We start from the raw sequence: 12,738 nt of genomic DNA on the forward strand, positions 1-12,738 counted from the left end.
GGCCGCGGGCCGCGCGCAGCTGCGGCAGGAAGTGCCGGGTCAGCTCGGCCGGGGCGACGAGGTTGACGTTGAGCTGGTGGCGCCAGGACTTCGGGCCCCTCGGCGGCGAGGCGGACGATCGCGTCGGTGCCCAGTGGGACGTGCCGCGTCAGCGGGCGGCGCGGTAGTAGGTGATGTCCCAGTGCGAGCCCTCGCGGGCGTAGACGTTCCCCGACGGGGACTTGTACTGCTTGGCGTGGTCGCCGGGCCGCTGGCCCACGTAGCGGAACTTCCTGGTGATGTAGCGGTTCACGCACGTCGTCGGCTGGATGTCGACCTTGTAGCCGTTCCAGTGGCTGTAGGTCCCGGAGGCGTGTCCCGTCTCGGTGCCGCCGGTGATGGTCACCGCGCACCTGCTCGCCTTCCTGAAGTCGATCACCCCGGCGACGGTGCTCCGGTTGATGCGCTCGAAGGACGTGCACCTCCTGTTGTTGCGGTTGCTGCAGCCGCCCGAGGAGGTCCAGGCGATGCCCGCCGCCCGCAGCTTCTGCGCGGCGGCCGCGTGCGAGTACTTCGCGGGCGCGGCGGAGGCGGCGGGCACGGTCGCGGCCAGCAGACCGCCCGCCAGCAGTGCGGTGGAGGCGGCCAGTGCGGCGGGACGGACCATGCGTCGACTCATGAGCAGTCGCTCCTCTCGTGAGCAGTTCGTTTCCGCTCCGGTCACTGCCCCACCGTGCGTTCGGGCACGCTGCGCGCAGAGGGGCGCGCGGAAGCGCCCGGCGCACCGCGGTCCCCGCCGGGCGCGGGCGCGGGCCGCTGCTGAGCTGCATGTTCATCCCGCGGGGTGACCGGCCCACGCCGTGTTGAGGCAGAGGAGGCGGCCCCGGCCCCCGAGTGACGGCGTACGTGCGGCCCGCACCGTGGGCACGGGTGCGGGCCGCAGGCGGTCGATCCGTCAGTGGGCGGCGGCGTACGGCAGGAAGGTCGCCCAGGTGGTGGGGGAGAGGGTGAGGCGGGGGCCGGTCGGGTTCTTGGAGTCGCGGACGAGGACGGCGGTCTCGTCGGGGACGGCCACCTCGACGCAGTCGGGGCCGCTGGACGTGCTGTAACTGCTCTTTATCCACTCCAGCTTCATGTCTCTCCAAGCACTTTCTCGATGAGGGCCATCGACTCCCGAGGGCTGAGAGCCTGCGCCCGGATGATCCCATACTGGATGTCGAGGAGTTGCACCTCTTTCGGGTCTGCGATCATGCGACTGACGTGCACCACCTCGATGTGGCCGACCGTGGCGCCGTCCTTGAGCCTGAGCAACCTGAACGAACCGTCGAGCCCCGAGTTCTCTTCGCGGCTCAGGGGCAGCACCTGAAGGTCGACGTTGGGGAACTCGGCTACCTCCAACAGTCGTTCGAGTTGCCCGCGCATCACCATCTTGCCTCCGATGAGCCGACGGAGCGTCGACTCGCACTGGACAAAACTGAAGACAGGTCGCGCCGTCGCATCGTTGACGATTGCCTGTCGCGCCACGCGGGCAGCTACCTGCTGCTCCAACTCGTCGGCACTGCAGGGTGGACGACGCGCGCTGAGCACCGCTCGCGCGTATTCCTTCGTTTGCAGCAACCCCTGAACGACGGAGTTGTTGTACACGCACAGCTCGACCGCCTCCGCCTCCAGCTTCTTCAGGTCCCGCACCTTCTTCGGGTACCGGACCTCCGCCACGTCCTGCTTGAGCGCCGCGATCTTGCCGCCCGCGCCCAGGACCTCGTCCGCCGCGTCCAGGTACTCCGGCCGGGGAATCCGTCGTCCCCGTTCCACCGAGGAGACCAGTTCCTCCCCGTACCCGATGGCCGTGCCGAATTCGGCCTGGGTGAGGCCGGCCGCCTCCCGCCACAGCTTCAACTGCCGGGAGACCGTGCGCATCACGGCCCCGGCCTCCTCGTCGTCCGGTCCCGCGTCCCAGTCGCTCACGTCCGCCGTCCTCCCGCCGCGCCCTTTCCTGTCCAACCGGTCCCGCCCGGCGCCGGTCATCCCGTACGGCCCGGACGGAACCGGGCACCGCACGGACAGCCGCCGGTCGCACGGGCCGCCTCCCTTCACAGGCTACGCACGCACGGACACGCTGAGTGATGTGAATGAGCGAATCTCCACCCCGCACACCTCGGCGCACCAGTTCTTCGTCCCGCTCTCCGCGACCCGGCGCGGCGCCCGCCTCGGGCGGCTGCTCGCTGTCGAGCAACTGCGGTCATGGGATCTGCCGTTGGACCCCGCCCGGCTGATCGTCGCCGAGCTGGCGGCAAACGCCGCGCTGCACGGCCGGGTGTCCGGCCGCGGTTTCCGCCTCACGCTGTCGCTCACCGCGCGGCGGGTCCTGCGCATCGAGGTGACCGACACGCGGGGTGATCGGCTTCCGGTCCGCGGGGCGGCGGCGGCCGGCGTGCCCGCCGAGTCCGGCTACGGGCTGCTGCTGGTGGAGGAGCTGGCGGACCGCTGGGGCGTGCGGATCGGGCCGGTGCCGTGCAAGACGGTGTGGGCGGAACTGGACCTGTCCGGCGCGAACGGCCCGGTCGCGCACCGGAGCCCGGACACACGTGCCGCGGTGGCGGGCGGGCCGGGGTCGCGGGCGGTAAAAGACCAAAGAACCAAGGGAAATAACCAACCAACCCGACCAAACCTCGCGTAGGTCACTCGGGCGGGTGAATCGGATCGGTGTGGCTGGCGCGTCGGCGGGCCGGGCGTGCAGTCTCGCCACGAGGCAACCGCCTGCGTCACCACCCACACATGCGTCGGCCCCCGCCGGGACTGCCATCCCAGTGCGAGGGCCTGACCAACGAGGAAGCTGGACCTTCCCCATGGCTGAGAAGAAGACTAACGCCGCGCTGCGCCCGGTTCAGGGTGTTCGGCGATCCACCACCCACTCCGGTGTCACCCACGTACGCACGTACCAGTCGGGGCAGTACGTCGTCATCGGCAACCACCTCGCCCAGCACCGCGCGTTGTCGCTGACCGCGATCGGGCTGGCGACCCACATCCTGTCGGTGCCCGAGGGCACCCCGGTGGACATCCGCAGCCTCGCCGAGCGCTTCCCCGAGGGCCGCGACCGGATCGCGTTCGCGCTGCGGGAGCTGGAGGCGCACGGGTATCTGGAGCGGGTCCGCGAACACACCGAGTCGGGCCGCCTGGTCACGCGTACGTACGCCCACCACACGCCCGCTCCGGCCAGGGCCGCCGCACCGGACACGCCGGCACGTGCCCCGCACCGGCCCGTGGCCTCACCCGCCCGTCCCGCCGGTGGCCCGGCGGCCGACGCGGAGGCCCAGGAGCCGTCCCCGGAGGACGACCGAGCCCCCGTCGCGCCGCAAGCGCCCCCAGCCGGTGGCGAACCCCCGGCCCGTGCCGAGGCGCACCCGCCCCAGCGGCGCCCCGCCGACCGGCACCACAGGGCGGCCGTCACCCTCCTCGCGGGCCTGCGCCGCACCGACGACCGCCTCACTCTCACCCCACGGCAGGTGGACCGGCTCGCTCCCGCCGTCGCCGCCTGGTTGGCGGGCGGCGCCACGGCCGCCGTCGTCCACCGCGTGCTGACCACCGAGCTGCCCGTGGACATGCGGCACCCGGCCAGGGTGCTGGCCTACCGCCTCCGCGAGCTGCTGCCGGCGCCCCTGCCCGCGAACCCGCCTGCCGCGCCGGCGGCCTCCGGCGTCCCCCGGTCCCTCCCGCACCCGTTCCAGACCTGCGACGGCTGCGAACGCGCCTTCCGCGCCCCCCACCCCGGCCGCTGCCGCGACTGCCGTTCCGCTGCGACGTGGGGGACGGCGGCGGCGACGGCGGGCACGACGGCGGGCACGGCGCTGTCGGGCGGGATCACGTGCGCGGCCTGAGCGTCCCGGCGGGGCGCGTCAGACGCGGTCCAGGGGCCGGTGCGGTCCGTCGGGCAGCTTCACCTCGATCGTGTCGCCGGGGCGCACCGTGCCGCCCTCCCTCACGATGCTCATGATCCCGGCCTTGCGCACGAGGTTCCCGTCCTCGTCGCGGCCGACGACCCGCTTCAGCAGCCCCTTCCGGAAGTTCTCGATCTGCAGGCAGGGATTGCGCAGGCCGGTCACCTCCAGCACCGCTTCCCCGCCGATGCGCAGCAGCGTGCCGACCGGCAGGCCGAGCAGGTCGATGCCGCGGGTGGTGATGTTCTCGCCGAGGTCGCCGGGCGTCACCGCGAACCCCTCCGCGCCGACCTCGGCGAAGAGTTCCTCGTGGATGAGGTGGACCTGGCGCAGGTTCGGCCGGGTGGGGTCCTGGGCGACCCGTGAGCGGTGCTTGACCGTCACACCGGCATGCACGTCGCCCTCCACACCGAGCCCGGCGAGCAGCGTGATGCTGTCCCGGTTCGGCTTGGTGAACGAGTACACGCCGTTGCTGCTGACTGCTGTCACTGTCCCGGTCATCCCGGAGCCCCCTCCTCGGCGACGACGCCTGCACCCCAAGCCTATGCCCCGCCCTCCCGGAGCGCAGCGGCCTCCACTCCCGGTCCGACAGGGCGTCGGCAAAGGCGGTGGTGGGGCGGGCGTAGCGTAGAAGCATGACGAAGTACGGATCCTTCCCCGGTACGCGTCCCCGGCGGCTGCGGACCTCGCCCGTCATGCGGCGGATGGTCGCCGAGACGAGGCTGCACCCCGCCGACCTCATCCTCCCGGCGTTCGTCCGGGAGGGCGTCGGCGAACCGGTGCCGATCGCGTCGATGCCCGGCGTCGTGCAGCACACCCGGGACAGCCTGAAGAAGGCCGCGCTGGAGGCCGTGGAGGCCGGAATCTCCGGGATCATGCTGTTCGGCGTGCCGGAGGAGGGGAAGAAGGACGCCGTCGGGACACCGGGGACCGACCCCGACGGCATCCTGCAGGTGGCGATCCGGGACGTGCGGTCCGAGGTCGGCGACGACCTGCTCGTCATGTCCGACCTGTGCCTGGACGAGACCACCGACCACGGACACTGCGGCGTGCTGGACGCCCAGGGGCGGGTCGACAACGACGCCACCCTGGAGCGGTACGCCGAGATGGCCCAGGTGCAGGCCGACGCCGGCGCCCACGTCGTCGGCCCGAGCGGCATGATGGACGGTCAGATCGGCGTCATCCGCGACGCGCTGGACCAGATCGGCCGCGAGGACGTCGCCATCCTCGCCTACACCGCCAAGTACTCCTCGGTCTTCTACGGCCCCTTCCGCGAGGCCGTCGCCTCCTCGCTCCAGGGCGACCGCCGGACCTACCAGCAGGACCCGGCCAACTGGCGCGAGTCCCTGCGGGAGCTGGAGCTGGACCTGGCCGAGGGCGCCGACATGGTGATGGTCAAGCCCGCCGGCCCCTACCTCGACGTCCTCGCCCGGGTCGCGGACGCCGTGGACGTGCCGGTCGCCGCGTACCAGATATCCGGTGAGTACGCGATGGTCGAGGCCGCCGCCGAGAAGGGCTGGATCGACCGCGACCGGGCCATCTTCGAGACCCTGACCGGCATCAAGCGGGCCGGGGCCCGGAACATCCTCACCTACTGGGCCACCGAGGCGGCCCAGAAGCTGCGGGACCCCGAGGGGCCGTTCACCAGCTGATGACGTCGTCCAGGTCCTGCTGCCAGTACGTCACCTTCAGCGAGCTGTCGTAGTAGACGCCCTTGGCGGGCAGGGCCGGGAGCGCGGACGGGCCGCCGCTGCTGTTCGGGGTGAGGCCCTGGAAGCCCACCGTCAGTTTCCGGCCGGTCGTCCCACCGGTGCCGCTGCCGTCGGCGGACGACAGCAGCACGCCCGCGTACCCCGACTCGCCGGGCGCCAGGGCGACCACGGCCTGCGGCTTGGTGGCCTCGTCCGCCTGCGGCGCCCACTGCATCTGGTCGAAGCGCAGCACCGGGTAGTACGGCAGCTGGCAGGTCGTGCCGCCGGTGTTCTTCACGGTGATCAGCATGTGGTTGAGGGGCCGCTGGAGCGGCTCGGCGGTGACGGTGGTGTTCGCGCCGTTGCACAGCACCACGGCAGCGCCGGTGTGCGCGCCCTGGGCACTGCGGCCGGCCTGGGCGGCGCCCGGCTGGGCGGCGGGCGCGGCGGACGAGCCCGGGGCGCGGGTACGGGACACGGGCGCGCCGGCCGCCGTACCGCCGCCGGTGGCGGACCCGGCCCCCTGGGTCTTCTCCGTCCCCGCGGTCTGCTCCGTCCCCGTCGCGGGCGTCGGGTGGGAGGCGCCCTCGTCGTAGGTCCCCGTCCCGTTGCCGCACGCCGTGAGCGCGAGGGCGGTGACGGCGGTGCCGGTGGCGGCGAGCAGACGGATGTGGCGCATACGCATGGCAGGTCCTCTTTCGGGCTGAGCCGGTCGACGTGCTTGGATGACCAGAGCCTGTGGGCAGACTCGTCCCGGGGGCCAGCCTCCACGGGGAAAGCGGGACGCTGGAACGCGTATATGGGCTATGACCTGCGAAGACAGTCACTCCCTGGAACGCCGGGGTGGGACGAGGGGGACGGAGGAACGGTGGCGGAGGGCACGTCCGAAAGCGGTTTCGCCGAGCTGCTGAGGGAGCTGAAGGACCGCTCCGGACACAGTTACGGCACGCTCGCCAAGCGGCTCCACATGAGTACGTCGACGCTCCACCGGTACTGCAACGGGGACGCCTTACCGGCCGACTACGCGCCCGTGGAGCGGTTCGCCCGGCTGTGCAGGGCCACACCCGCGGAACTCGTCGAACTGCATCGGCGGTGGGTGCTGGCGGACGCGGGGCGCGGACGGAAGGAACCGCGGCCGGTACGGGGGACACCGGTGGCGGTACGGGGGACACCGGGGGCGGTACGAGGGGAGCCGGGGGCGGTACGGGAGGCGCGGGCCGCGGCGGGGGACAGCCGCCCGGCGGCCGAGCCGGAAGGGGTGGCCGGGCCGGGGCCCGTGGTCAGGTCGGGGTCGGTGGGCGAGCCGCGCCCGGCGGCCGAGCCGGAACAGGTAGTCGGGCCGGTGGCCGGGCCGGGGCCCGTGGTCAGGTCGGGGTCGGTGGGCGAGCCGCGCCCGGCGGCCGGGCCGGAAGGGGTGGCCGGGCCGGGGCCCGTGGTCGGGCCGGGGCCCGTGGTCGGGTCGGGGCCGGTGGGCGAGCCCGGCGGGGGGCGGGCGCTGGAGCCGGTGGCGGAGCCGGATGCCGATACGGACGCGGAGTCGGTGCGGGGGCCGGCTGCGGAGTCGGTGCGCGTACCGGAGTCGGGGCCGGCCGGTGTTCCGGCGTCCGAGCCGGTGCCGGAGGGGTCGGCCGTGCCGGAGGCGGGGGCGGCCCGTTCCCGGCGGCGGAGGAGGCTCGTTCTCCTCGCCGCCTGCACCGTCGCCGCGCTGCTCGGCACCGCGGCGCTCGCCCTGAACGTCTCCACGAATGACGGGCGGCAGGACCGCGGGGCCGGTCCGGCGGCCACCGTGGAGTCCGCCGCCCGGACCAGCCCGCCGTCCACGCCCACCGCCGGAAGCGCGACGCCGACCCGGTCCACCGCCCGCTCGGCGTCCCCCTCCGCGAAGACCCCCGCCCGCCACGGCAGCACACCCGGCAACGCGCCGCACGCGCCCGCGCCGCGCGGCGCCGCCGCGGCGGCCCCGCCGCTCACCGTCTCCACCCGCCCCTACACCTGGGAAAGCCCCTGCTCCCAGCACTACCTGATCGACCGTCCGCCGTCCGCCGTCTCCCCGCCGCCCCTGGAGCAGGACGCGCCCGCCTGGGTGGACGTGCACAAGGCGGTCTCGTCGCGGGAGCAGCTCGTCACCTTCACCGTGCAGGGCACCGGCAGGGAGACCGTCGTCCTGGAGCGGCTGTCCGTGCGCACGGCGGGCAAGCGGTCCCCGCTCGCCTGGAACGACTACGCCATGGGCTATCCGGGCGTCGGCTGCGGCGGCGGTGTGCCGATCCGGACCTTCACGGTCGCCCTGGACGCGATGCGCCCGGCGCCCGTACCGGAGGCCGGGGAGCCGAACTTCCCGTTCAAGGTGAGCCAGTCGGACCCCGAGGTCTTCCACATCAAGGCCGACGCCTCCGCGTACGACGTCAGCTGGTACCTGGAACTGGCCTGGTCCAGCGGGGACCGGCACGGCACGCTGGTGATCGACGACGCCGGCCGCCCGTTCCGCACCAGCGGCGCCAACGGCCGCCCGGACTACGCCTTCCCGCTCGGCGGCGACAAGTGGCAACCGGCCTCGGGGGCGGACTGACGGCGCGTGCTCACTCCCACCAGAACGCCCAACTGGTCGCGCCGACCAGCTCCTCGGCGTACGCGCCCACGCTTCCCGGGCCGCTCTGCGTCACCGTGTTCGGGCACAGGGCGTAGTGCTCGGCGGCCAGCCGCTCGGCGTCGGCGACGGTGCCGGGCGGCGCCGCGACGGACACGACGAGGGAGTCCAGGCCGAGCGCCACGACCCGGACGCCGAACCGGTCCTCCCACGACCGCAGCACCGCGCAGATCCGGGCCACGTCCCCCTCGTGGTCCAGCGGTCCCGTCCAGCCGATCGCCGCGGGTATGTCGGCGGACCGGCGGGCCGGTACGAGGGCCAGGTGCGGCTCCTCGATCCACTCGCCCCACCTGCTCCGGTCGCCGTTCAGCATGTCGGCCACCTGCGCGGCGCGGGTCCCCGGGTCGGCGCAGAGGACACCGGCGGACGCGAGCCCCGGCCAGTCGGCGCCGAACGGCCGCGCCGTCGGGCAGTCCTGACCGCCCGTCTCCTGCGCCCAGTGCTCGGCGAGCACCTCCTCCGGGTCGTGGTCCCCCGGGTAGGACGCCTCACCGGGCAGCAGCCCCCAGTCCTCGACGCCGCTCCGGCAGCCGGCCAGGTCCACCAGCACCGGCAGCAGCCCCACCCGGGCCGCCGGCGCGCCCAGCGCCTTCCACGTGCCGGGCGCGGACGACTTCTGCGCGTGCCACAGCAGGGGCTCGTGCCAGGGGCCGTCCTCGGTGGTGTCCACCAGCCTGCCCGGAGGCAGCTGAAGCCCCAGGGAGCGTCCGCTGGGGTCGGTGGCCAGTCGGGGCAGCGGGTTGGGAAGAGTCGCCATGCCGGTGACTGTAAGGGCAGCCACTGACAACGCCGTTGAGGGCCTGTGCGGACCGCGGGCTCGGGCCTCGTCAGACCAGAGTCGTGATGCAGAAGGGGTGGCCCGCCGGGTCCAGCAGCACCCGCCAGCGGTCCGGCTGCGGCTGGGTCTCCGGCCTTGTCGCGCCCAGCTTCAGCAGACGGGCCTCGGCCTCGTCCAGGTCGTCGACGCCCACCTCGATGTGCGCCTGCTTCTCCTCGGCCGGGTCCGGCCAGGAGGGGCGGCGGTAGTCCGGCAGGCGGTTGAAGCCGAGGCCCGGCGTGCCGTCGCCGCCGCCGAGGAAGACGAAGTCGTCGGAGGAGTAGGTGACGGGCAGGGCGAACATCTCGCCGTAGAAGCGGGCCAGTTCGGCGGGGTCGGCGCAGTCGAAGGTGACGGCGGCGAAGCGGAACAGGGGTGCGGAAGCGGATGGCGTGGTCATGGGGAGACGGTAGGACCCGACCAGGACAGATCCGGTCCTGGTCATGCGGACCTGTGCGAGACTTCGGCTCGTGCTCAGCGCGTCCGCCCGTCTGCTGCGCCTGCTCTCGCTGCTCGCCGCCCGGCCCTCCTGGACCTGCGCCGAGCTGGCCGACCGCATGGCCGTCACCGACCGCACCGTGCGCCGGGACATCGCCAAGCTTCGGGACCTCGGGTACACCGTCGACTCCGACGCCGGGCCCTGGGGCGGCTACCGGCTGCGCGCCGGGACGCGCGTGCCGCCGCTGATCCTGGACGACGAGGAGGCGCTGGCCGTGGCGGTGGGGCTGCGCGGGGCGGCGCTCGGCGGAGCCCTCGGCGGGGACCAGGCCGCGCTGTCCGCGCTGCTCAAGCTGCGGCAGGTGCTGCCGGGCCGGATCGCCGAACGGCTGGGGGAGTGGGACGACGCCCTCGTCGGGCTGCCCCGGCCCGAGGAGCCGCGGCTGCGGCCCGGCATGCTGCTGGAACTGGCCGCGGCCTGCCGGCGCGGGGAGCGGGCCCGGCTGTCGTACCGCGACGGGCAGGGCCGCGGCACCGTACGGGAGGTGGACCCGTACCGGCTCGTCCACACCGGGCGGCGCTGGTACTTCGTCGCCCGGGACGTGGACCGGGGATGGCGGACGTTCCGGGCCGACCGGGTCGAGCGGCTGACGCCCACCGGGGAGCGGGTGCGGATCACCGACCCGCCCGACCCGGCCGCGCTCGTCTCCCGCAACATCGCGAACGGCCCCTACCCGCTGTCGGCGACCGTCCGCCTGCTCCTCCCGCTGGACCAGGCGCTCCGCCTCGTCCCCGCGACCGTCGGCACCCACCGCCCCGACGGCCCCGACGCCACCCTCGTCGACATCGGCGGCCCGGACGCGGACGGCCTCGCCCGCTACCTCCTCGGCCTGGCGACCCCGCTGCGCGTCCTCGCCCCGGACGAGGTCCGCGAGGCCCTGATCCGCCGCACCCGGGAACTCCTCGACGCGCAGAATTGACGGCGAGATCCTTACCGGGTCAGGGCCGGACGCCTCCTCCGTACGTCTATGACGCCGCCCTCACCACATGCCCTCGAGGACCTCGCCGAGAAGGCGGTTCCACTCGGTGCCTTCGTCAGCGAGAGGGGTGGGGTCGATCCCGGTGACAGCCTGCCGGAACTCGTAGGCGTACGCCTCGACCTCGTCTTCGTCCTCGGTGCAGGCGTCGATGAGTTTCCGGAAGGCACACAGCGTGAAGACGAACGATGCGATGTCGCGGTGAAGCAGCTGGCTCTCGTCCTCGCCCTCGGGGTAGGCGTGAACCGCTCCGGTCTCGGGATCGAGGACGACCACAGCCGTGACGAGGGAACCGAGTACGGCCCAACGCCGGCGCTCCGGAGGGCAGGCGCGGCCCTGGCGGTCGAAGAGGAGACCGAGTTCCCTCGGGGTGGGAAAGCCGTTCTCAGGCTCGGCACGTGAGGCGAAGGTCTGGTCGGTGGGCAGGCCGACGCACGCCAGGAACTGTGCGGTGGGCGCGTGGAGTTCGGCGCCTGAGTGCTGGGGGTGGTAGTTGACGCCGTCCAGGCCGAACAGACGGATGACGTCTTCGCTGCTCACTGCGTACGTTATGTCCGCCACGCTACCGTGCTCACTTCTGGATCATCTCCCGGCCGTTTGCCCTTGTAGCAGTCGTGCGCCCTTGCGGGCCAGTTGGGTCGCCTGTGCCAGGTCACTCGTAGCGGGGTCGATCTTCGACTCTTGTGTGTGAGAGGGCACGAACCGCTACGGGGTCAGGGCCGCCGACGCCTCCTCCGTACGTCTATGTGAAGATGCCGCCTTCGAGGTTGTCGAAGAGCTCGACCCACTCGCTGTACTCGTGGGAAAAAGGCAGGGGATCGACGAGACGGATCTCGTTCGTCAATGCGCCGACCTCGCGTTTGCGGCGCGCGTACTCCTCGTCCTCGTCCTGGTCCTCGCCGGGACTGCAGGACGAGATGTATCCGAGGAACGACATCATGGTCTTCGCCAGTGAGGACAGATCGCCGTGGACGGGAATCGCCTCCTCGGTCGCGTCCGTGTACTGGTACACGATTCCGGTCCGCGGATCGACCACGACCGCGTTGACCGGGAAGGTGCCGATCTTCACGACCTTCTCCACTCCGTCGGGGAAGGTCCAGCCGTGCTCCCTTCCCTCCGCGCAATCCCAGATGAAACCGGGGTCGAACTCGTCGGGCAGGCCGAAGGAGAACTCGTAGTCCTCGGCGCTGGGAAGCCCGGTATCGACGAGGAAGGCGAGTGTCTCGCCGGTGAAGCCGTACTGCGCCGCCGTCGACTCGGACAGACGGTACACCTCGTCCTCGCCGACCGTGTCAGCCAGCGTCTCATGATCGACTCGGAACAGCATGGTCAGCGCCGCCTGCCTCCTCATGGCGCATCGGACTCGGGCCTTGTACTCGGCGAGCTCGATCTTCTCGGCCACGCGGGGGAACCGGCCGGAGTCCATGCGTTTCTGCGGTTGGGACACTTCCGTCGGGAGTACCACGGAAAGGAGGGACTCCGCCGCAGGCGATTCCGAACAGCATGAGAGCCTCGCTGCCTCCGCGCTACGGATCGTCAGGGGAACGACGGTTGGCACGAACCGCCTCGACGGGCCCGGAACGCGAGCTCGACATGCGAGCGGGCCGAGTCGGTCAGGTGTAAATGCCCATCCAGAGATTCTCGAACATCTCATTCCATCCGCTGTGCTCGTGGGCGAAGGGCAGAGGGTCGACGTCCCGGATGCCGGCCATCAGCGCCTCGACCTCTCGCCGGCGGCGGGCGTCGTCGTCCTCGTCGTCCCCCGCGGTCCGGGACTCGATGTAGCCGAGGAAGGTGACGGCGGTGTGCGCCAGCGACGACACGTCACCGTGGATCGGAACGACCTGCTTGGTGCCTTCGGTGTACTGGTACACGACGCCCGTTCTCGGGTCGGCGGCCACCGAGCTGGTGAGGAAACCGCCGAGCTTCACGACCGTCTCGGCCGCGTCCGGATTGACCCATCCCTGTTCCGCCTGGGTGGCGAAGTCCCAGACGAATCCGGGGTCGAAATTCTGCGGCGGTCCGAACCACAGGTCGTACGCGTCGGAGGAGGGCAGCCCCGTCCGGACGAGGAAGTCCAAGGTGTCACCGGAGAAGCCGTACCTGCGGGCCGTGGCCTCGGACAGACGGCTGACCTCGTCCACGAGTCCGACGGCCGTCAAGGTGTCGTGGTCAACGCTGAAGAGCACGTACA

General features: G+C 72.4%; 15 protein-coding genes and 1 pseudogene. 5 read left to right on the plus strand and 11 right to left on the minus strand.

Annotated features, from left to right (window positions below):
• The 4 genes and pseudogenes from ABZ261_RS11710 to ABZ261_RS11725 form a co-directional block, all read right to left on the minus strand.
• Positions 1 to 94: pseudogene (locus ABZ261_RS11710) on the minus strand (short chain dehydrogenase); the annotation flags it as partial.
• Between the two features lie 54 nt (positions 95 to 148).
• On the minus strand, positions 149 to 658 hold the full coding sequence (locus ABZ261_RS11715) for a hypothetical protein (protein WP_356857900.1): 510 nt from the start codon (positions 656 to 658) through the stop codon (positions 149 to 151).
• A gap of 276 nt (positions 659 to 934) precedes the next feature.
• Positions 935 to 1,114: a DUF397 domain-containing protein gene (locus ABZ261_RS11720; RefSeq protein ID WP_356857902.1), complete on the minus strand. Its 180-nt coding sequence runs from the start codon at positions 1,112 to 1,114 to the stop codon at positions 935 to 937.
• Entirely contained in the window at positions 1,111 to 1,944 is an 834-nt protein-coding gene (locus ABZ261_RS11725) for a helix-turn-helix transcriptional regulator (RefSeq protein ID WP_356857904.1), read from the minus strand. Before ABZ261_RS11725 ends, ABZ261_RS11720 begins: the two co-directional genes overlap by 4 nt.
• 160 nt (positions 1,945 to 2,104) lie before the next feature.
• Here ABZ261_RS11725 and ABZ261_RS11730 point away from each other — a divergent pair, with 160 nt between their 5' ends.
• On the plus strand, positions 2,105 to 2,656 hold the full coding sequence (locus ABZ261_RS11730) for an ATP-binding protein (RefSeq protein ID WP_356857906.1): 552 nt from the start codon (positions 2,105 to 2,107) through the stop codon (positions 2,654 to 2,656).
• A 169-nt stretch (positions 2,657 to 2,825) separates the two neighbouring features.
• Positions 2,826 to 3,854 (plus strand): helix-turn-helix domain-containing protein, encoded by a 1,029-nt coding sequence (locus ABZ261_RS11735; RefSeq protein ID WP_356857908.1) that lies wholly within the window; start codon positions 2,826 to 2,828, stop codon positions 3,852 to 3,854.
• 18 nt (positions 3,855 to 3,872) lie between these two features.
• Here ABZ261_RS11735 and ABZ261_RS11740 read toward each other — a convergent pair whose 3' ends face one another.
• Positions 3,873 to 4,415: an MOSC domain-containing protein gene (locus ABZ261_RS11740; RefSeq protein ID WP_356857910.1), complete on the minus strand. Its 543-nt coding sequence runs from the start codon at positions 4,413 to 4,415 to the stop codon at positions 3,873 to 3,875.
• A gap of 134 nt (positions 4,416 to 4,549) precedes the next feature.
• Here ABZ261_RS11740 and hemB point away from each other — a divergent pair, with 134 nt between their 5' ends.
• A complete protein-coding gene (gene hemB / locus ABZ261_RS11745; protein WP_356857912.1) occupies positions 4,550 to 5,566 on the plus strand; it encodes a porphobilinogen synthase in 1,017 nt (338 codons plus the stop codon).
• Here the strand turns inward: hemB and ABZ261_RS11750 are convergent.
• The gene (locus ABZ261_RS11750) at positions 5,556 to 6,284 is read right to left on the minus strand and encodes a DUF4232 domain-containing protein (RefSeq protein ID WP_356858206.1); all 729 of its coding nucleotides are present in this window, start codon (positions 6,282 to 6,284) and stop codon (positions 5,556 to 5,558) included. The two genes, hemB and ABZ261_RS11750, sit on opposite strands and share 11 nt — an antisense overlap.
• 189 nt (positions 6,285 to 6,473) lie before the next feature.
• Between ABZ261_RS11750 and ABZ261_RS11755 the strand changes: the two genes are divergently transcribed.
• Entirely contained in the window at positions 6,474 to 8,174 is a 1,701-nt protein-coding gene (locus ABZ261_RS11755; RefSeq protein WP_356857914.1) for a helix-turn-helix domain-containing protein, read from the plus strand.
• A gap of 10 nt (positions 8,175 to 8,184) precedes the next feature.
• Here the strand turns inward: ABZ261_RS11755 and ABZ261_RS11760 are convergent, their stop codons facing one another.
• Together ABZ261_RS11760 and ABZ261_RS11765 are read right to left on the minus strand one after the other, a co-directional pair.
• Complete coding sequence (locus ABZ261_RS11760) at positions 8,185 to 9,009, minus strand: DUF4253 domain-containing protein (protein WP_356857916.1); 825 nt, start codon at positions 9,007 to 9,009, stop codon at positions 8,185 to 8,187.
• A gap of 70 nt (positions 9,010 to 9,079) precedes the next feature.
• Entirely contained in the window at positions 9,080 to 9,469 is a 390-nt protein-coding gene (locus ABZ261_RS11765) for a VOC family protein (protein WP_356857918.1), read from the minus strand.
• 70 nt (positions 9,470 to 9,539) lie between these two features.
• Here ABZ261_RS11765 and ABZ261_RS11770 point away from each other — a divergent pair, with 70 nt between their 5' ends.
• Positions 9,540 to 10,487 (plus strand): YafY family protein, encoded by a 948-nt coding sequence (locus ABZ261_RS11770; protein ID WP_356857920.1) that lies wholly within the window; start codon positions 9,540 to 9,542, stop codon positions 10,485 to 10,487.
• A gap of 60 nt (positions 10,488 to 10,547) precedes the next feature.
• Here ABZ261_RS11770 and ABZ261_RS11775 read toward each other — a convergent pair whose 3' ends face one another.
• The 3 genes from ABZ261_RS11775 to ABZ261_RS11785 form a co-directional block, all read right to left on the minus strand.
• Positions 10,548 to 11,084, minus strand: coding sequence for an SUKH-4 family immunity protein (locus tag ABZ261_RS11775; protein ID WP_356857922.1), 537 nt, complete (start codon positions 11,082 to 11,084; stop codon positions 10,548 to 10,550).
• A 202-nt stretch (positions 11,085 to 11,286) separates the two neighbouring features.
• The gene (locus ABZ261_RS11780; protein ID WP_356857924.1) at positions 11,287 to 11,991 is read right to left on the minus strand and encodes an SUKH-4 family immunity protein; all 705 of its coding nucleotides are present in this window, start codon (positions 11,989 to 11,991) and stop codon (positions 11,287 to 11,289) included.
• A 166-nt stretch (positions 11,992 to 12,157) separates the two neighbouring features.
• Positions 12,158 to 12,733, minus strand: a complete 576-nt coding sequence (locus ABZ261_RS11785) for an SUKH-4 family immunity protein (protein ID WP_356857926.1) — start codon at positions 12,731 to 12,733, stop codon at positions 12,158 to 12,160.
• Positions 12,734 to 12,738 lie beyond the last annotated feature (5 nt).

The organism is Streptomyces sp. NPDC006193, from assembly GCF_040613915.1.
Lineage (GTDB): Bacteria > Actinomycetota > Actinomycetes > Streptomycetales > Streptomycetaceae > Streptomyces.